Annotated in this window: 14 protein-coding genes; 9 read left to right on the top strand and 5 right to left on the bottom strand. The window is 36.1% G+C overall.

Features of this window, described 5'->3' with window-relative positions:
* Positions 1-272 precede the first annotated feature (272 nt).
* The 5 genes from ASD98_RS19025 (at position 273) to ASD98_RS19045 (ending at position 5654) form a co-directional block, all read left to right on the top strand.
* Entirely contained in the window at positions 273-2534 is a 2262-nt protein-coding gene (locus ASD98_RS19025; protein WP_056207389.1) for a TonB-dependent receptor, read from the top strand.
* Between the two features lie 222 nt (positions 2535-2756).
* Positions 2757-3221 (top strand): thioredoxin family protein, encoded by a 465-nt coding sequence (locus tag ASD98_RS19030; RefSeq protein WP_056207392.1) that lies wholly within the window; start codon positions 2757-2759, stop codon positions 3219-3221.
* A gap of 18 nt (positions 3222-3239) precedes the next feature.
* Positions 3240-4409 carry a lycopene cyclase family protein gene (locus tag ASD98_RS19035; protein ID WP_056207394.1) on the top strand — a complete coding sequence of 390 codons (1170 nt, stop codon included), beginning with the start codon at positions 3240-3242 and terminating at the stop codon, positions 4407-4409.
* Positions 4410-4666: 257 nt separating this feature from the next.
* Positions 4667-5098 (top strand): helix-turn-helix transcriptional regulator, encoded by a 432-nt coding sequence (locus ASD98_RS19040; RefSeq protein ID WP_056207397.1) that lies wholly within the window; start codon positions 4667-4669, stop codon positions 5096-5098.
* Positions 5099-5243: 145 nt separating this feature from the next.
* Positions 5244-5654 (top strand): BrxA/BrxB family bacilliredoxin, encoded by a 411-nt coding sequence (locus tag ASD98_RS19045; RefSeq protein WP_056207398.1) that lies wholly within the window; start codon positions 5244-5246, stop codon positions 5652-5654.
* A 93-nt stretch (positions 5655-5747) separates the two neighbouring features.
* On the opposite strand, the gene ASD98_RS19050 is transcribed toward ASD98_RS19045, so the two are convergent.
* The 3 genes from ASD98_RS19050 to ASD98_RS19060 are packed head-to-tail and all read right to left on the bottom strand — an operon-like array spanning position 5748 to position 11416.
* Complete coding sequence (locus ASD98_RS19050) at positions 5748-7115, bottom strand: efflux transporter outer membrane subunit (protein ID WP_056207399.1); 1368 nt, start codon at positions 7113-7115, stop codon at positions 5748-5750.
* On the bottom strand, positions 7112-10258 hold the full coding sequence (locus ASD98_RS19055; RefSeq protein ID WP_056207400.1) for an efflux RND transporter permease subunit: 3147 nt from the start codon (positions 10256-10258) through the stop codon (positions 7112-7114). The genes ASD98_RS19050 and ASD98_RS19055 overlap by 4 nt, the downstream gene beginning before the upstream one ends.
* 3 nt (positions 10259-10261) lie before the next feature.
* Positions 10262-11416: an efflux RND transporter periplasmic adaptor subunit gene (locus ASD98_RS19060; protein ID WP_157849160.1), complete on the bottom strand. Its 1155-nt coding sequence runs from the start codon at positions 11414-11416 to the stop codon at positions 10262-10264.
* 280 nt (positions 11417-11696) lie between these two features.
* Here ASD98_RS19060 and ASD98_RS19065 point away from each other — a divergent pair, with 280 nt between their 5' ends.
* From ASD98_RS19065 to ASD98_RS19080, 4 genes are all read left to right on the top strand, one after another.
* Positions 11697-13055 (top strand): rhodanese-related sulfurtransferase, encoded by a 1359-nt coding sequence (locus ASD98_RS19065; RefSeq protein ID WP_056207402.1) that lies wholly within the window; start codon positions 11697-11699, stop codon positions 13053-13055.
* Between the two features lie 24 nt (positions 13056-13079).
* On the top strand, positions 13080-13511 hold the full coding sequence (gene tnpA / locus ASD98_RS19070) for an IS200/IS605 family transposase (RefSeq protein ID WP_056207404.1): 432 nt from the start codon (positions 13080-13082) through the stop codon (positions 13509-13511).
* 1006 nt (positions 13512-14517) lie between these two features.
* On the top strand, positions 14518-15756 hold the full coding sequence (locus ASD98_RS19075) for a peptidase U32 family protein (protein WP_056207407.1): 1239 nt from the start codon (positions 14518-14520) through the stop codon (positions 15754-15756).
* Entirely contained in the window at positions 15756-15986 is a 231-nt protein-coding gene (locus ASD98_RS19080) for a ferredoxin (protein WP_056207409.1), read from the top strand. Before ASD98_RS19075 ends, ASD98_RS19080 begins: the two co-directional genes overlap by 1 nt.
* A 70-nt stretch (positions 15987-16056) precedes the next feature.
* Here the strand turns inward: ASD98_RS19080 and ASD98_RS19085 are convergent, their stop codons facing one another.
* Complete coding sequence (locus ASD98_RS19085; RefSeq protein WP_056207411.1) at positions 16057-17034, bottom strand: type IX secretion system membrane protein PorP/SprF; 978 nt, start codon at positions 17032-17034, stop codon at positions 16057-16059.
* 36 nt (positions 17035-17070) lie between these two features.
* Positions 17071-19199, bottom strand: a 2129-nt coding sequence (locus tag ASD98_RS19090) for a T9SS type B sorting domain-containing protein (RefSeq protein ID WP_199866311.1), incomplete at its 5' end; no start/stop codon positions are given.

The raw sequence follows: 19199 nt of genomic DNA on the forward strand, positions 1-19199 counted from the left end.
TAAAGTTTAATAGCCCCTAGCTTCAGCTAGGGGAATAAAATTTGAATCGGAAAAAGGGCTTTAGCCAAATCTATTAAATTTGGCTAAAGCCCTTTTTATTTTCGTTTATATCCTCATCCAGCTAAAGCAGGACGCTATTCAGTTTTTTTGTTTATGACATAAAAAAATAGAAATATAACATATTGACATAATTAAAGTTATAAATTTCTAAATTTAAAATCATTATTTATCAAATTTAATTTTTAGTTTTGTCTAAAATTAATTTTACCACGATGAAAAATTCAATTTGGATATTGATATTATTTAACTTACACTTTTCTTTTGCCCAGGAAACCACAACAATCTCTGGCTTTATAACCGGCAACGGACAAAAAATACAAGCCGCGAATGTTCAGTTATTAGGAACAAAACAAAAAACAGTTTCAGATAGTTTAGGCTATTATGTTTTTGAAAATGTTGGTATCGAAGATGGAAAAATTCAAGCGACTTCGACTGGATTCAAACCAGTGACCCAAAGATTTTCAATTGTAAAAGGACAAAATCTCAATCTTGATATTGACTTAGAAGACAACGAAAACCAGCTTAATGAAGTGGTAGTTTCAGGAACTTTAAAACCAGTGAAACGTTTAGAAAGTGCCGTTCCAGTTGAGGTTTATTCTCCGGTTTTCTTCAAAAAAAATCCAACACCTAGTATTTATGATGCTTTGCAAAACGTAAACGGCGTTCGGCCGCAGCTTAATTGCGGAGTTTGTAACACAGGCGATATTCATATAAATGGTTTAGAAGGGCCCTATACTTTGGTTTTGATTGATGGAATGCCCATTGTAAGCAGCCTTTCGACAGTTTATGGTTTATCCGGAATTCCCAATTCTTTGGTGGAACGAATAGAAATAGTAAAAGGCCCTGCTTCGTCTCTTTACGGAAGTGAGGCTGTTGGAGGTTTAATCAATATTATTACCAAAAACCCAACAAATGCCCCAATGTTTTCTGCGGATTATTTTACAACGACTTATTTTGAAAACAATCTCGATTTGGGAATGAAGTTTAATGTCGGAAAAAAAACGACTTCTCTTTTAGGCGTTAATTATTTCAGTTATAATCAGGTTATTGATAAAGACCATGATAATTTTACTGATGTAACGCTTTCTGACCGTATTTCTGTTTTTAATAAATGGAACTTTCAGCGAAATAATAACCGTCTTTTTACGATTGCGGCACGCGGAATGTATGAAGATCGCTGGGGCGGTGATGTTCGTTGGGAGAAAAAATACCGAGGAGGAGACGAAATCTACGGCGAAAGTATTTATACCAAAAGAGCCGAATTAATTGGAAGTTATCAATTGCCGTTTGAAGAAAAACTGATGCTTTCGTTTTCCGGAAATGTGCATTATCAGGACAGTCGATATGGAACGACTTCGTATATCGCCAATCAAAAAATTGGGTTTTTGCAATTGACCTGGGATAAAAAGATTGGCCGTAATGATTTACTTGCCGGAATTGCGAATCGATATTCGTATTATGACGACAATACTCCAGCTACAAAAGATGCAGAAAGTACTTGGCTGCCGGGAATTTTTGTTCAGGATGAAATTACGTTTTCACCAAAAAGCCAGTTTTTATTGGGAGCGCGCTACGATTATAACTCGATTCACGGTTCTATTTTTACACCAAGATTTGCGTATCGTTTCAAGGCAAATGATAATACGATTTTTAGATTAAACGCCGGAACCGGATTTCGGGTTGTGAATTTATTTACCGAAGATCACGCCGCGCTTACTGGTTCACGAGAAGTTGTAATTAAAAATGATTTGAAACCTGAACAATCTGTAAATGTAAATTTGAACTATATTCAGAAAATAAACCTTAATAACGGAACTTTTATCGGAATTGAAACGACGGCTTTTTATACCCGTTTCAGTAATAAAATCATTTCAGATTATGAGACAGATCCCAACAAAATAATTTACGATAACATTGATGGTTATGCTATCAGTCAGGGAATCAGCACAAATGTTGATGTTAATTTCACCAATGGTTTAAAGTTTATTCTGGGAGCAACGGTTTTAGACAATAAAAATGTTCAGGATGGAATTTCAGAAAGACCTTTTCTAACCGAAAAATTTACAGGAACATGGAGTGTATCTTATAAAATTGAGCCTTGGAATTTATTGCTGGATTATACCGGAAATGTTTACAGTCCGATGAAACTGCCTTTGCTTAATGAATATGATCCGAGAAATCCAAATTCGCCTTGGTACAGTATTCAGAATATTCAGTTTACATATACGGGCTGGAAGAATTTCGAACTTTACGGCGGTATCAAAAATTTGCTGAACTTTACTCCAAAGCAGAATAATCCGTTTTTGATTTCGAGAACGAATGATCCTTTTGATAAAAATGTGCAATACGATGCGGCAGGAAAAGTACTGAGAACTCCAGATAATCCATATGGACTGACTTTTGACACGACTTATGTTTATGGACAAAACCAGACTATTCGTGGTTTTTTTGGGTTGCGATATACTTTGAGGTAAATTTATGGGCTACAGATTTCATAACAATACAAATTGAAATAATGCCAATTCATAATTAAACTGGACTGAAGTCCAGCTCTACAATATGAATCGAGCCTATGGCTCTTTAAGTTCCATCAGAACGAACTATTTTGTAGAGCTGGACTTCAGTCCAGTTTAATAATAAGAAAAGATATATAATCATTTTAATCCGAGTCATCTGTGGGATAAAAAAACATCAACATGAAAAAGCTATTTCTCTTAATCGTCTTCTTCGGAATAACTTCAACAGGATTCTGCCAGTTAAAAAGCAGAACTTTTGAGGAAGTAGATAGCTTGCAGCAAATTGAGAAGCGAAAAATCATCGTTTTCATCCATACCAATTGGTGTCAGTTCTGCCAGCGGATGAAAACTACAACTTTTAAAAATCAGGAAACTATCGAAAAACTAAACACCAATTTCTATTTCATTGATTTCAATACTGAAGAAAAACGAGATATTACATTTAATAATCAGATATTTAAATATAAACCTTTGGGAAATAATGTCGGCGTTCATGAACTGGCTTTACAGCTCGGAACAATTAGTAATCAAATTATATATCCGGTTTTATGCGTCTTAAATGAGAAAAATGAGATTATACTCCAGTACAGCAATTATTTGAGTCCAAAGGATTTTAACCTTCTTTTAGAAAAACTGAAAGAATAAATTTTCTTATTTTTGAGAATGAATTCTTCGCAAATTAAACACTTTGATTACATTTTTACTGGAACCGGACTGGCATCTTTAATGACAGTTTATAAAATGATTTTATCTAAGAATTTCTCTGATAAATCAATTTTGCTCTTAGATCAGGATTCGAAGAAAACAAATGACAGAACCTGGTGTTTTTGGGAAAAAGAAGATTCAATTTGGAATCCAATTATCTCTAAAAAATGGGATATGGCGTTGTTTGCCAATGAAAACTTTAAACGAGATCTTGAATTAAAACCCTACACATATAATAAAATCAACGGATTAGATTTTTATAATTTCGTTTTTGATACTATTTCAAATCAGCAGAATATTACTTTTCTAAATGAAAAAGTAACCGACATCAACGAACTCGAAACTCATGTTTTTGTTGGTACAGAAGAAAACAGATATACTTGTAATTATTTGTTTAACAGTATTTATACTAAGACTTTCGCCGAGAGTCAAACGAAATATCCCGTTTTACAGCAGCACTTTGTGGGCTGGTTTGTGAAATCAGAAGAAGAAGTGTTCAATCCTGAAGAAGTTACTTTCATGGATTTCTCAGTAGAACAAAAAGGGAATACAAGGTTTATGTATGTTTTGCCAGCTTCTAAAACCGAAGCATTGGTTGAATATACTTTGTTTTCAGAAAAAATGCTTCCGAAAGAAGAATACGAAAATGAAATCCAAATCTATCTGCAAAAACTCGGAATTCAAAGCTATGAAATTATAGAAAAGGAGCAGGGAAGCATCCCAATGACTTCTTATCCTTTTTGGAAGAAAAACACCAAACGAGTTTTAAATATTGGAACTGCCGGCGGCTGGACAAAAGCGAGTACGGGCTATACTTTTAAAAATTCGGATAAAAAATCTTCAGAATTAGTAAAATTTCTTGGTGATAACATTTCAACTTCCCTCAGTATGAAAATGTTTCATAAAAAGAATCGTTTTTGGTTTTATGACTTACTGCTTTTAGATATTCTTTATCGCGATAATGAATTAGGCAGCTCTATTTTTTCTTCATTATTTAAAAAGGGAACCCCAAGCTTGATTTTCAAATTTTTAGATGAAGAAACGAATTTAGTTGAAGATTTTCAAGTGATTTTAAAATGCCCAAAAGTACCTTTTATAAAAGCATTGTTTCGAGTTTTATTCAGATAAAATGTTTGACGCAGATCTGTCTAAATCTGTAAAATCAGTGTGCTATTTCTTATTAAATTTTTTATCGTAAAAAATCGCGGATACTTTGAAAGTCGTAATATGAATTACGATTTGATTACATAAAAATACCTTATTTTTTTATTTTAATGACTTTTGAAGCGATTCAAAAGATAGCCCGACAATTAATTTTGCATTTTGAAAATAAAACAACATTGATATAATCGTTTTATGATATAAAAAGAAGGGAGAGTAGATGTATGGGAATTACGAAACGTTTAAAATTTGATATAGAAACAGAGGCAATAGGGAAGATCTGTAAGGCACTTGGACATCCTGCAAGAATTCAAATTATGACACTTCTATGGAGAAAAGACAATAGAACTTGCGGTGAAATTGTTGATTTAATTCCGCTGGCACAATCAACAATATCAAAACATTTGCTGGAATTAAAAAAAGCTAATCTGGTAAGTATAAAAAATGAAGGAAAAAAAACAATATATTCTATACAAGTTGATAGTATAGAAATTCTTAAGAAATATGTTAGCAGTTATCTTTCGACTATTGAAATTTCTGAATTAGATAAGACAACTGTTTTAACAACAAAACATAAAATGAAAGGTAGAAATAGACATTTAAAACAATACAATTATCAATTTCCTGATAAAAAAATAAAACAGATAGCCGTTTAATCTTTATTACGGCTGAAATTCTAACGTTTTGTTCACTTTAATTTTTAATATCGAACTATAACAAAACTTTATACTTCAAATTAAGTAGTTGCGAGTAAACTTTGTAACTTTGCAGTTCAAAAGTAAAATTTAAAAGAATAAAAATATGTATCCAGAAGAAATGGTAAAACCAATGCAGGCTGAACTTACAGCTGCTGGGTTTCAAGATTTACATAGTGCCGAAGCTGTTGAAAATGCGATCAAAGCAGAAGGTACCACTTTAGTTGTTGTAAACTCTGTTTGTGGTTGTGCTGCAAGAAATGCACGTCCGGGAGCAAAAATGAGTTTAGAAGGAGCTAAAAAACCTGATCACCTTATTACAGTTTTTGCTGGTGTTGACAAAGAAGCTGTCGATGCTGCAAGACAACATATGTTTCCTTTTCCTCCATCATCGCCATCTATGGCTTTGTTCAAAAACGGAGAATTGGTTCACATGTTAGAGCGTCACCACATCGAAGGTCGTCCAGCTGAATTAATCGCTGAGAACCTGCAAGATGCGTTCAATGAATTCTGTTAATTAGGTTCAAAGAAAAAAGGTTTAAAATAAAAAGCACTATAGAAATATAGTGCTTTTTTATTTAATTTAAATATGCGAAGAAACCTTTGAACCTCAAAAGTTCCATCCTCCGCCCAGCGCTTTATACAGCTGAACCATAGAGGTTAATTGTTTTTGAGTTAATTGGGAAAGACTTAATTGTGCTTCAAACAAGGATCTTTGCGCGTCGAGAACTTCCAGATACGAAACATAACCGTTATAATATCTTGCATTTGAAAGATCATAGTTTTTTTGTGCGGCAACAACCTGTCTGTTTCTGGCGGCCCATTCTTCTTTGAACATGGCCACATTTTGAAGAGAATTTTCTACCTCAGAAATGGCGGTTAAATACGTTTTCTGGAAATTGAATTTTATTTCTTCCGCAATTTGTCGGTTAACATCAACACGGCGTTTGTTTTTTCCGAAGTTAAAAATTGGGCCGGTAACTCCTGCGCCAACATTCTGCATATAAGAACCATCATTAAATAAATCACCTACCATAACACTGGTGAAACCTGCAACAGCAGCAATATTAAATGACGGATAACGCAATGCTTGCGCAACACCAATTCTCTCGTAAGCCGCTTTGTATAAATATTCCTGACGTTTGACATCGGGTCTGTTTTCTAATAAAGCTGATGGAACTGAAGTTGGAAAATCCGTTAAAATCAATAATTCGCTATTGGTTTTTCCGCGTTGAATAGGCTGCGGAATTTGTCCAACTAAAATAGAAATTGAATTCTCCAGAGCTGTAATCTGTCTTTTGATTAATGGAATATTCGCTTCGGCAATAGCAACCTGCTGTTCGATTTGTACTTTATCTAATTCGGCAACGTAACCGCTTATAAAACGTTCATTAATAATGTTATATGCTTTTTGTCTGGTTTCTAAAGTATGAATCGTAATTTCTAATTGATTATCAAAATCCCGCAATTCAAAATAAGAAATGGCAATAGTGCTTACAATATTCGACAGAATCACTTTTCGGGCTTCATCGGTCGCTAAAAGTTCATTTTGTAATGCTTTATTTTGATGACGGTATTTTCCCCAGAAGTCCAATTCCCAAGACATATTAGCCAATGCTGACGAAGGCTGCATAATCGTTTCGGCACTATTTACTTGTCCGGAATATTGAAACGAAGGATATAAATCGGCTTTTGCAATTCCGAGATTGGCTCTTGCCTGTTCTAAACGTGCTAAAGCAATTTTGAGATCATAATTGTTTTGAATACCCTTTTCAATCAAACCAATCAGGACATCATCGTTAAATATCGTTGACCATTTTATGGCTGTAACTGATTTTGTTGTATCTCTGGATTGATCGCCAAAACGGAAAGTATCTGCCTGAGGTTGTTCGGGTTTGACATATTTTGGTCCAACCATGCATCCATAAGGAAAAACAGCCATCAAAAATAACACTGAAAGTATTTTTAGATTTTTCATTTTTCTTCCTCTTTAGGTTCATCGATTTCCTCAGACTTTTTCTTTCCGAATGTTTCAATAAATACAAATAACACCGGAATCAGACAAACACCCAAAATAGTGGCGACAAGCATTCCGCTAAAAACTGTCATTCCCATTACTTTTCTGGCCTGAGCTCCAGCTCCGCTTGCAGTTAATAGCGGAACAACTCCCAAGATAAACGCAAAGGCCGTCATTAGAATTGGCCGGAAACGTAATTTGGCAGCGTACAATGCGGCTTCTTTTACCGGCTTTCCTTTTTCATATTCTTCTTTGGCAAATTCTACAATCAAAATCGCATTTTTGGCAGCCAGACCAATCAGCATTACGAGACCAATTTGGGCAAAAACGTTATTGACATAATCGGGACTTAATAATCGGCAAATATATAAACCTAGAAAAGCGCCAAAAACGGCAAAAGGTGTTCCGAGTAAAACGCTGAAAGGCAATTTCCAGCTTTCATATTGTGCGGCCAGAATTAAAAACACGAAAAGCAAGGCCATGATAAAAACCGTATTTCCTTTTCCTTCGGCTTGTTTTTCCTGATAACTCATATTTGCCCATTCGTAACCCATTGCTGCCGGAAGAACTTTTGCAGCGGTTTCTTGTAATGCAGTCATGGCTTCCGCCGAAGTAAATCCGGGTGCGGGTGTTCCTCCAATTTCGGCTGCACGATACAAGTTAAAACGGGTTGTAAATTCGGGACCGCTTTCTTTTCGAATAGTTGCAATACTTGTAATGGGAATCATTTTATTATCCCGACTTCGAACAAATATTTTATTGATGTCTTCGGGATTTACTGTATAACTTGGATCTGCCTGAAGCAAAACGATATACTGTCGTCCGAATTTATTGAACTCGTTTATGTATTGCCCTCCCAAACTGGCGCCAATGGCAAGATTGACATCGGATAACGAAAGATTAAGTTCTGATACTTTTTCCCGATCAATATCAAGACTAATCTGCGGTACGTTTGGATTAAAGGTCGTTCGAATCGTTCCAATTTCAGGCCTTTTTTTAGCTTCAGCCATAAACCTTTGTGCGTTTTGGAAAAGATACTGCGGCGTATTTCCTTCTTTATCCTGAAGCATCATCGAGAATCCGGCGGCGTTTCCAATTCCGGTAATCGGTGGGGGGCCAAAAGCAAAAACTGTTGCTTCGGGTATTCCGAAAACAACTTTTCCGTTAACTTCTTTTAAAATCTGAAAAACATCCTGTTCGCGTTCTTTCCATTCTTTTAGGGCCACAAAGAAAAATCCGTTATTGGTTGCCACCGAGTTTTTGATCAAACTGAAGCCGGCAACAGAAGTATAATATTCAACTCCTTGGTTTTTAGATAAAATATGTTCTACTTTTTGAATGACTTTACCGGTTCTTTCTAAAGAAGAAGCGCCGGGAAGTTCAATATTAACAAACATATAACCCTGATCTTCTTCGGGAACAAATCCACCTGGAATTTTTCCCCCCAAAAGAATAATGGCTCCAACTACAATTCCGATAAAAATTAAACTTCGCGCTGTTTTCTTAATTAGAAATCCTGAAAAGCCAGTGTATTTATTGGTGAAAGCTCCAAACTTAATATTAAACCATTTAAAGAATTTTCCGAGCCAGCCTTTTGCTTCCTGATTGGGTTTTAGTAAAAGTGAACATAAAGCCGGACTTAAAGTTAAAGCACTTAAAGCGGAGAAAATCACAGAAATAGCAATTGTAATTGCAAATTGCTGATAAAGTCTTCCCGTAATTCCCGGGGTCAAAGCAACCGGAATAAATACGGCAGTTAAAACAATGGCAATGGCGATTACTGGTCCCGAAACTTCACGCATGGCTTGGTTTGTAGCTTCTCGTGGAGACATTCCCTGTTCTATGTGATGCATTACGGCTTCAACTACTACAATGGCATCGTCGACGACAATCCCAATAGCGAGTACTAATCCTAAAAGTGAAAGTACATTTATCGAAAATCCGAGTAACGGAAACAGCATAAATACACCAATTAACGAAACGGGAACGGTTAAAAGCGGGATTAAGGTCGCGCGCCAGTTTTGAAGAAATATGAAAACTACCAGAATTACCAAGATAATGGCTTCGACCAAAGTGTGCATGATTTCGTTGATTCCTTCAGAAATGGCTAAAGTCGTGTCCAGAGAAACCGCATATTTTAAATCCTGAGGAAATCTTTTGCTAAGTTGTTCAATGGTGTTTTTTACATTTTCGGCAACTTCCAGAGCATTGGAACCCGGCATTTGTTTGATTCCGATAGTTCCTGCGGGATTTCCGTTGAGTTTAGCAACTGATGCATAACTTTCTGTTCCGAGTGTTACTCTTCCAACATCTTTCAACCGAACCTGCTGATTGCTTATGTTTGATTTTAAAATGATGTTTTCGAAATCCTCTGGATTTACCAAACGATCTTTCAGCATTACATTATACGTGAATTCATTATTTTCTGTTGCTGGTGGAGCGCCAAATTTTCCTCCTGGGGCAATAGCGTTTTGTTCCTGAATGGATCGTATAATATCTGGAACTGTTAAGTTGTATTTGGCCATTATATCGGGCTTGACCCAAATTCGCATGGCATAATTACTTCCTCCGTAAAGGGTAACTTCTCCAACACCTTTAATACGGGCGAGTGCATCTACAATGTTGATACTCGCATAATTGGTTAAAAAGTTGTTGTCGAAAGTTTTGTTTGGAGAATACAAAGACAAAATCAACATCGGCATTGATAATGATTTTTTGGTTGTAACTCCGGTTGTTTTTACATCGTTTGGAAGTTTGTTGGTAGCTTCGGCAACTCTGTTTTGAGTTAACATTGTAGCGTTGTCCAAATCTGTTCCCATATCAAAAGTGATCGAAAGCGTCATACTTCCGTCACCAGTATTAGTCGACTGCATGTAAAGCATATTTTCTACACCATTTACTTTTTGTTCTATTGGTGTGGCAACAGCTTGTTCTACATTTAAGGCGTTGGCTCCGCGGTAACTTGTAGAAACCTGAACAAGAGGCGGTGCAATTTCAGGATATTGCGCAATGGGCGTTGACAGGATCGAAAGCCCTCCAATAAGAACAATGAAAATGGAAAGTACGATTGCAACGATTGGTCGTCTTACAAAGAAATTATCCATAGTCTAGTTGTTTAGGGATGATGCAATTTGCTTTTTATCTTTCTCGGCTACGTAGGGAACTGGAACGACTGTTGATCCAGGCTGGATAAATTGATTGCCAATAATGGCGACTTTTTCGTTGGGTTTTAAACCTTTGGTAATAATCCAATCGACACCAATTTTCTGCCCAACTTCAACCATTCGGGTTTGAATAGTATTTTTATCATCAATAATAGAAACTTGGAATAATCCCTGAATTTCGGTTACGGCTTTTTGAGGAACTACAATGGCATCCTTTTGAGTTCGGAGTAAAACGCGAACTTTAGCAAATTGTCCGGATCGTAAAGTTCCGTCTGGATTTGGAAATTGTGCTTCTATAGTTACAGTTCCGGTTGTTGGATCTATTTTGGTGTCGGAGAAATTGAGACTTCCTTTGTATGGATGTGTGCTTCCGTCTGAAAGTATAAGTTGAAGATCCGTAATTCGTTCTCCATCTTTGACTTGTTTTTGATATTGCAGATAATTAGATTCGCTGACAGTAAATTGAACTCTGACTTTTTCTAGTTTTGAAACGGTGTTTAATTTAGAGTCGTTTCCAATTTTGGTAATATAATCTCCTAGTCGGGCATTCGAAAGACCAATAACACCGTCGATGGGTGATTTTATATTCGCATAACTTCTTTCTATTTGCTGATTTTTTAAACTTGCCTGAACACTGGTGTAATTTGATCGTGCTGCTTTTTCTCTGGCGACAGCCGCATCTAATTCCCTTTTACTAACAGCGTTCATATTTGCCAGCGGACGAATTCGTTTTAATTCTTCTTCTGCATTGACCAGACCACTCTGTGCAACTGCAACTTGTCCGCGGGCTTGTTCTACTTTGGTATCATATTCAAGCGGATCGATTGTATAAAGTAATTGTCCTTTTTTAACTCGTTGACCTTCTTTAAAATGAATTCCAGTCAAAATTCCGTCAACTCTGGCGATTAACTCAATGTCTAAATCTCCAAAAGTCTGTCCGGCAAAATCTTTATAAATGGGGACATCTTCACTCTTGACGGTTACAAAAGGAGCCTGCATGGGAGGAGGGGCTTTCGGTTTTTCTTTTTTACAAGAGATGAAAATTGTTAAAAGTAAAAGAATTGGGAAGAGTGGTTTGGGTAGTTTTAAAGCATTCATAATCATAAATGTTAAAATTGTACCTTATAAATTTAATGAAAATTTCATAACGCATTGATAAACAGTGTATGTTTTTTGTAAATGCAATAAAGTTGCAAAACAAAACACCCTAAGATTACGTACGGAAACAAAAAATAAAATGAACTAATAACACTTTTTTGGCTCAAAACAGGGTTCGTTAATTGTTTTGATATTCAAAAGAAAAACCTACCTTTGCGCCCGAATTCATTCAGAAAAATAGAATTCAATTATATATTCTTAACTTAAAACTGTTTATAGCATGCAACTGTACAACACTTTGAGCGCAGAAGAAAGAGCTATCATGATCGATGATGCAGGTAAACAACGTCTTACGTTGTCTTTCTATGCGTATGCCAAAATTCAAGATCCCAAAAAATTTCGCGATGATTTATTTTTAGCCTGGAATAAGCTTGATGCTTTAGGCCGAATTTATGTTGCCACTGAAGGAATAAATGCTCAAATGAGTATTCCCGAAGAAAATTTGGAAGCTTTTAGACAAACACTTGAAGTTTATGATTTCATGAAAGGCATACGATTGAATGAAGCTGTAGAACATGACGATCATTCCTTTTTAAAATTGACAATAAAAGTTCGTGATAAAATCGTTGCCGACGGTTTGAACGATGAAACTTTTGATGTAACCGATATTGGTGTTCACTTGAAAGCCAAGGAATTTAACGAGATTTTAGATGATCCAAATACGATTGTAGTTGATTTTAGAAATCACTACGAAAGTGAAGTCGGACATTTTAAAAACGCTATTACTCCAGATGTTGAAACTTTCAGAGAGAGTTTGCCAATCATCAATGAGCAGCTTCAAAACCATAAAGAAGATAAAAACCTGGTAATGTATTGTACTGGTGGAATTCGTTGTGAAAAAGCGAGTGCTTATTTTAAACACCAGGGCTTTAAAAATGTTTTTCAATTAGAGGGCGGCATTATCAATTACGCCAAACAACTTAAAGAAGAGGGTTTAGAAAGTAAATTCATCGGAAAAAACTTTGTATTCGATAATCGTCTAGGCGAAAGAATTACAGAAGATATTATTTCGCAATGCCACCAATGCGGAAAACCTTGCGACAATCACACCAACTGTGAAAATGACGGATGCCATTTGCTGTTTATTCAATGTGACGAATGTAAAGCAGCGATGGAAAATTGCTGTTCTACAGAATGTTTAGAGATTATTCACATGCCTTTAGTGGATCAAGTTCGTTTAAGAACGGGAAAACAAGTTGGAAATAAAGTTTTTAGAAAAGGAAAATCCGAAAATCTAAAATTCAAACATTCAGGAGAACTACCAGAAACGGCTTTGGCTACAGCACAAAAAACAGCTGATATTCGTCAGAAAATAAAAGTAAAAAAAGTACTTCTTGGGAAAGCAGAACATTATTATGTGAAAGCTCAAGTAGGACAATTTACTATTGAAAACCAAGAATTAAACATCGGCGATAGAATTTTAATTTCTGGGCCAACTACTGGTAATCAGGAAATGATTTTAGACAAAATGGTTGTTGATGGTGCAGAAACTCAATCTGCTAAAATTGGCGATAAAGTTACTTTTAAGGTTCCATTCAGAATTAGATTGTCAGATAAATTGTATAAAATTGTAAATTAGCCGAAAATTTGAGCTAATTTATTTATGTCACAATCCTTTACTAAATTATGGATTCATGCAATTTGGTCAACCAAAAATCGTCAGGAATTATTTGATTTTTCAATTGAGAAAAGACTGTATGATTTCATTCATGAAGAGTTAATTCATCTCGGTTGTCCTACTAGAATCATAAATGGAATGCCTGATCATGTGCATGTTTTATTTTTACAAAATCCACAAAAAACAATCTCAGACATTATCAAGCAAATAAAAGGAAGTTCTTCTCATTTTATAAATAGAGAAGAACTAATCCTTGAAAAATTTGCCTGGCAAACTGGCTTTGCGGCATTCTCTGTCAGTGAATCTCAGCTAGATGCTGCCTATAATTACATTAAAAATCAAAAGCAACATCACCTTAAGAAAAACGGACAAGATGAATTTGATGAGTTTGTAAAATTGCATGGGTTAGGGAAATAAATCGTCTCCCGTGGTTGAAAGCACTGGCTATATTTCAAATATTGTGATAGGAAAAGATAGCCTGCGGTTTCAACCGCAGGGAGGCAATGGATATCGACAACGATAACATATCTGGAAACTGATTTTACATAAATACGTTCCCCGTGGTTGAAACCACGGGCTATATTTTCAAACATTGCGAAAGGAAAACAAAGCCTGCGGTTTCAACCGCAGGGACGCAATGGATATCGACAACGATATTTATCTTGGAAAGCTTTGACATAAATACGTTCCCCGTGGTTGAAACCACGGGCTATATTTCAAATATTTCGAAAGGAAAACATAGCCTGCGGTTTCAACCGCAGGGATGCAACGGATATCGACAATGATATCTATCTTGGAAAGCTTTGACATAAATACGTTCCCCGTGGTTGAAACCACGGGCTATATTTCAAATATTGGGATAGGAAAACATAGCCTGCGGTTTCAACCGCAGGGCAGCAACGGATATCGACAATGATATCTATCTTGGAAAGCTTTGACATATATACGTTCCCCGTGGTTGAAACCACGGGCTATATTTCAAATATTTCGAAAGAAAAACATAGCCTGCGGTTTCAACCGCAGGAACGCAACGGATATCGATAATGATATCTATCTTGGAAATGCTGATTTGACATAGATACGTTCCACGTGATTGAAACCACGGGCTATATTTCAAGCATTGCGACAGAAAAAAACATAGCCTGCGGTTTCAACCGCAGGGACGCAACGGATATCGACAATGATATCTATCTTGGAATGTTGATTTGACATAGATACGTTCCCCGTGGTTGAAACCACGGGCTATATTTCAAATATTTCGAAAGAAAAACATAGCCTGCGGCTTCAACCGCAGGAACGCAACGGAAATTCACAAGATAATACGCCATAAAGTTAAATCTTAGGCTATTTAGAAAACGATAAAAAATACCACGCCATAATCATTGCGGATGGTTTCAACCATTAGCAAAAACACACACATAAAATGAAACTTAACAAAATTGAACTCATGGCTCCCGCCGGGAGCTTTGATTCACTTCAGGCTGCCCTGGATAATGGTGCAGATTCTATTTACTTTGGGGTAGAACAACTCAACATGCGTGCGCGTTCAACGGTAAATTTCACAGTTGAAGATTTAAAAGAAATTGCGAATCGCTGTGAAGCAAAAAACGTTCGAAGTTATCTGACTTTAAACACTATTATTTACGACCACGATTTATCAGTCGTAAAAACACTTTTGAACAAAGCAAAAGAGGCTAACATTACTGCAGTTATTGCTTCAGACCAAGCGGTAATTGCAATGGCAAGAAGCATTTCGATGGAAGTTCATATTTCAACTCAATTGAATGTGACCAATATTGAAACTATAAAATTCTATAGTTTATTTGCCGATACAATGGTTTTAAGCAGGGAATTAAGCTTGCGCCAAGTAAAGAAAATCACAGATCAAATTGAGAAAGAACAGATTAAAGGCCCAAACGGGAATTTAGTCGAAATCGAAATTTTTGGGCATGGTGCTTTGTGTATGGCGGTTTCTGGGAAATGTTATTTGAGTTTGCATTCTCATAATTCTTCTGCAAATCGTGGAGCATGCAAACAAAACTGCCGAAAAAAATATACCGTTATCGATCAGGAAACTGGTTTTGAAATCGAATTGGATAACGAATATATGATGTCGCCAAAAGATTTATGTACGCTAGATTTTCTGGATCAGGTAATTGATTCCGGAATTAAGGTTTTAAAAATCGAAGGACGCGGACGTGCTCCGGAATATGTAGCAACGGTTATCAAAATCTATCGTGAAGCCATTGATGCTTATTACGAAGATACTTTTTCTAAAGAAAAAATTGAAGTTTGGATGGAAGCTTTGAATACCGTTTACAATCGTGGCTTTTGGTCAGGCTATTATCTAGGTCAGGAATTGGGCGAGTGGAGTGATATTCCGGGTTCTGCAGCAACTCAAAAGAAAGTGTATGTGGGGAAAGGAACGCATTACTTTCCGAAAGCAGGAGTGGGCCAATTCAAAATTGAAGCTTATGATATTAAAATTGGAGATAAAATTCTGGTTACTGGACCAAGCACCGGCGCTCAGGAAATGATTATCGATGAAATGTTTGTTGGAGATATTTCGGCTGAAAAAGCATCGAAAGGTGATGATTGTACTTTTAAATTGCCTTTCCGAATTAGAAATTCTGATAAATTATATAAAGTTGTTGAGGCGTAATGGTGATTATAACTTTACAAAGAGATAAATGCATTGGCTGTAATTACTGCGTCGAAATGGATCCGGTTCATTTTCAAATGTCTAAAAAAGACGGAAAATCGGTTTTGATTCATTCTGTAAATGCAAAAGGTTTTTATACTTTGAAGTCTGCCAATCATACTATTGTTGAAAGTTGTGAATTGGCAGCTAAGGCTTGTCCGGTAAAGATTATTACCGTTAAGGAAACTTGAAATTTTCAATCTAAAATAATAAAAACCCTATTCTGTCTGTTGCAGAATAGGGTTTTTTAGTGATATGTTTTTAATAATGAACAGGACTTTGGGTACAAGGGCAGTTACTAATTCCCTGAAAGAAATCCAGACCAATAGTGACTACGTGTGTTCCTGAATTGTAAGCTCCAATTTTGGTTAAAGAGGCCTGATAAGAATATCCAAAATAGAAATTTGATTTTTTGAATCCAGCCATTGGGCCAATCATTAACGGTTTTAAAAGCTGGTCATTCAGAAAACGATAAGAAGCACCCACCCAGAAATAATCATCATAATTATTAAATTGCCTATACTTTAAGTTTATATCAGTACTGGAACGTTTATCACTTTCAAATAATTGATAGTAAACCGAAGGTTCAAACTCAAACCTTTCTTTACCGTTTCCTCTAATGATATAACCTGTATAAATCTGGTAATTTCGTAGTAAAGCCGGTTCTTCACGATAGAATTTATCAATATTTTTGTCCAAAATGTTGCCAGCATTTAAACTAAAGTAAAAATCTTTGTTTCTATACAAAGCTCCTATATCAAAATTCATATTTGAAAGTTGGCGATTGTCAGTTATTGCAGGATCTAACCCCGCTGGAATTCCGGTTCCCGAATTGAATTTATCGATATCAATTTTAAAAGTATTGATATTATAGGAAATACCAAATGACAGATATTGTTTAGAATAATAATCCAGCGTTAAATGGTGCGCAAATGAGATTTTTGCTCCTGTTTGTCTGGTGTTTCCGTTTTTATCGTTGTATAATGAAATTCCGACTCCCGAACGATCCAGAATTCTCATATCGGCATAAAGTGATTGATTGTCCGGCGCATCTTTAATTCCTACCCACTGTGTTAATCCGTTGACTCTTATTCTGAGATTATCTCCAATACCGGCATATGTTGGCGAAATAGAAAATGGGTTGTCTGCTAAATATTGGGTAAATACTGGCAGATTTAATTCTTGGCTGTAACCTGATGTTACAGCCATTAAAAAATATATGAAGATAAATTTTTTCATTTTGTTTAGGTTGAGATAACGAATACTATTTGTTTTTTATCTGTATAGTGTAAAATGTCCAACAAATTCTCTGTTATCGTTAGGATCATTGAGTTTTATAACATACCAGTAATCTCCAGATGTTAGTTCTTGCCCTTTATATTTTCCATCCCATTTTTGACCATAATGATAATTTGCCAATTCACGGCCGTGTCGGTCAAAAATGGTGTAGGTGAGTTTTTTGTAAATTGATTCACAATCTGGTCCCCAATAATCACTAATTCCATCACCGTTTGGAGTAAAGTAATTTGGAATACACAGATCGATATAATCAAAATATTTTGATGTAGTAAAAGTGCATCCGCTTTGATCTCTAACTGTGACGTTATAGGTTCCGGATTTGTAAATAATAAATTTATTGTTTGTGCTAAAAGGACTGCCTTCAAAAGAATATTGATAGTTTCCACTGCCGTTTTCACCAGTCGCAGTAATTTCGTTTAATTCTGCGTTAGTGAGTGACAGACTTAGTGGCTGAATAAAATCAATAACAAAAGATTCCGTATTCTCAACACAGCCATTTAAATGTCTGGCTGTAATGGTGTGCGATCCGGCAGATAAATTCTTGAAAATAGGATCAGGTTGAAAGGCACCTCCATCCAAAGCGTAATCTATTTCATTAAGATTATTGCTTTGATCAATCGTTATTGTAACAGAATTTGCAGGACTGTTATTTTCACAAGCATAATTTATATGTGCAACAGGTTTTAATGAAACTCCATCTTCTACAGTTACCTCTTGTTCTATAATGCAGTCTAATGCGTCTTTGATATAAACAATATATTTTCCGCCTGCAAGATTACTAAAGATGTAATCAGAGTCAATTACCGATTGGTAAACGCCATTTATATTATTCAGAGTTATTGTATAAGGAGGCATTCCTCCTGTAATTTGAATACCAAATGTTCCGTCTTGTTCACCATGACAGGTTTCTCCTAACAATGTATTTGGTATTAATTCAGAAGTTAAAGGTGAGCTAACAATCAGGTTAAGAACCTCGTCAGCCGTACAACCATCATTCTCTACTTTTATATTTGCTGAATCAGTATAGCTAATACCGTTAACAGGCCAGTAATAAGTTTCGCCATAACATATTGTTTTAGAGGTAACAATATCTGTTGGTTTATCTTTAATAGTCAGGTTTAAAATTTGGTCTGCCGTACATCCATTGTTGTTTTTAATATATGTTCCAGATGTATTGTAAGTCATTCCGGTAACATTCCAATTAAAGACAGCTCCAAAGCAAATGGTTTCATTAGTTACAATAGCTGTCGGTTTAGGAGTAACTGTAAGATTCAAGACCTGATCCGCCGTACATCCGTTATTTTCTACTTTGTAAGTTCCTGATGCGCTGTAAGTATTTCCATCTACAAGCCACGTGAAAGTTTGCCCCGAACAGATTGATTCCGTTGTTACCATATCGTCAGGTTTAGGAGTAACCGTCAGATTCAAGATCTGATCCGCCGTACATCCGTCATTAGTTACTTTGTAAGTTCCAGATGCATTGTAAGTATTTCCATCTACAAGCCATGTGAAAGTTTGCCCCGAACAGATTGATTCCGTTGTTACCATATCGTCAGGTTTAGATCCTACAGCCAAATTCAAGACCTGATCCGCCGTACATCCGTTATTTTCTACTTTGTAAGTTCCWGATGCGCTGTAAGTATTTCCATCTACAAGCCATGTGAAAGTTTGCCCCGAACAGATTGATTCCGTTGTTACCATATCGTCAGGTTTAGGAGTAACCGTCAGATTCAATACCTGATCCGCCGTACATCCGTTATTTTCTACTTTGTAAGTTCCGTAAGTATTTCCATCTACAAGCCAYGTGAAAGTTTGCCCCGAACAGATTGATTCCGTTGTTACCATATCGTCAGGTTTAGGAGTAACCGTCAGATTCAAGACCTGATCCGCCGTACATCCGTCATTAGTTACTTTGTAAGTTCCTGATGCGCTGTAAGTATTTCCATCTGCAAGCCACGTGAAAGTTTGCCCCGAACAGATTGATTCCGTTGTTACCATATCGTCAGGTTTAGRAGTAACCGTCAGATTCAATACCTGATCCGCCGTACATCCGTTATTTTCTACTTTGTAAGTTCCTGATGCGCTGTAAGTATTTCCATCTACAA

This window comes from Flavobacterium sp. Root186 (genome assembly GCF_001428525.1).
Taxonomy (GTDB): domain Bacteria; phylum Bacteroidota; class Bacteroidia; order Flavobacteriales; family Flavobacteriaceae; genus Flavobacterium.

Bases quoted from the DNA above. Each gene is read 5' to 3' on its own strand.
- ASD98_RS19085 (WP_056207411.1), bottom strand. From the start codon at position 17,034: ATGAAAAAATTTATCTTCATATATTTTTTAATGGCTGTAACATCAGGT.
- tnpA (WP_056207404.1), top strand. From the start codon at position 13,080: ATGTCACAATCCTTTACTAAATTATGGATTCATGCAATTTGGTCAACC.
- ASD98_RS19035 (WP_056207394.1), top strand. From the start codon at position 3,240: ATGAATTCTTCGCAAATTAAACACTTTGATTACATTTTTACTGGAACC.
- ASD98_RS19075 (WP_056207407.1), top strand. From the start codon at position 14,518: ATGAAACTTAACAAAATTGAACTCATGGCTCCCGCCGGGAGCTTTGAT.
- ASD98_RS19065 (WP_056207402.1), top strand. From the start codon at position 11,697: ATGCAACTGTACAACACTTTGAGCGCAGAAGAAAGAGCTATCATGATC.
- ASD98_RS19080 (WP_056207409.1), top strand. From the start codon at position 15,756: ATGGTGATTATAACTTTACAAAGAGATAAATGCATTGGCTGTAATTAC.
- ASD98_RS19055 (WP_056207400.1), bottom strand. From the start codon at position 10,258: ATGGATAATTTCTTTGTAAGACGACCAATCGTTGCAATCGTACTTTCC.
- ASD98_RS19045 (WP_056207398.1), top strand. From the start codon at position 5,244: ATGTATCCAGAAGAAATGGTAAAACCAATGCAGGCTGAACTTACAGCT.
- ASD98_RS19060 (WP_157849160.1), bottom strand. From the start codon at position 11,416: ATGAATGCTTTAAAACTACCCAAACCACTCTTCCCAATTCTTTTACTT.
- ASD98_RS19040 (WP_056207397.1), top strand. From the start codon at position 4,667: ATGGGAATTACGAAACGTTTAAAATTTGATATAGAAACAGAGGCAATA.
- ASD98_RS19050 (WP_056207399.1), bottom strand. From the start codon at position 7,115: ATGAAAAATCTAAAAATACTTTCAGTGTTATTTTTGATGGCTGTTTTT.
- ASD98_RS19025 (WP_056207389.1), top strand. From the start codon at position 273: ATGAAAAATTCAATTTGGATATTGATATTATTTAACTTACACTTTTCT.
- ASD98_RS19030 (WP_056207392.1), top strand. From the start codon at position 2,757: ATGAAAAAGCTATTTCTCTTAATCGTCTTCTTCGGAATAACTTCAACA.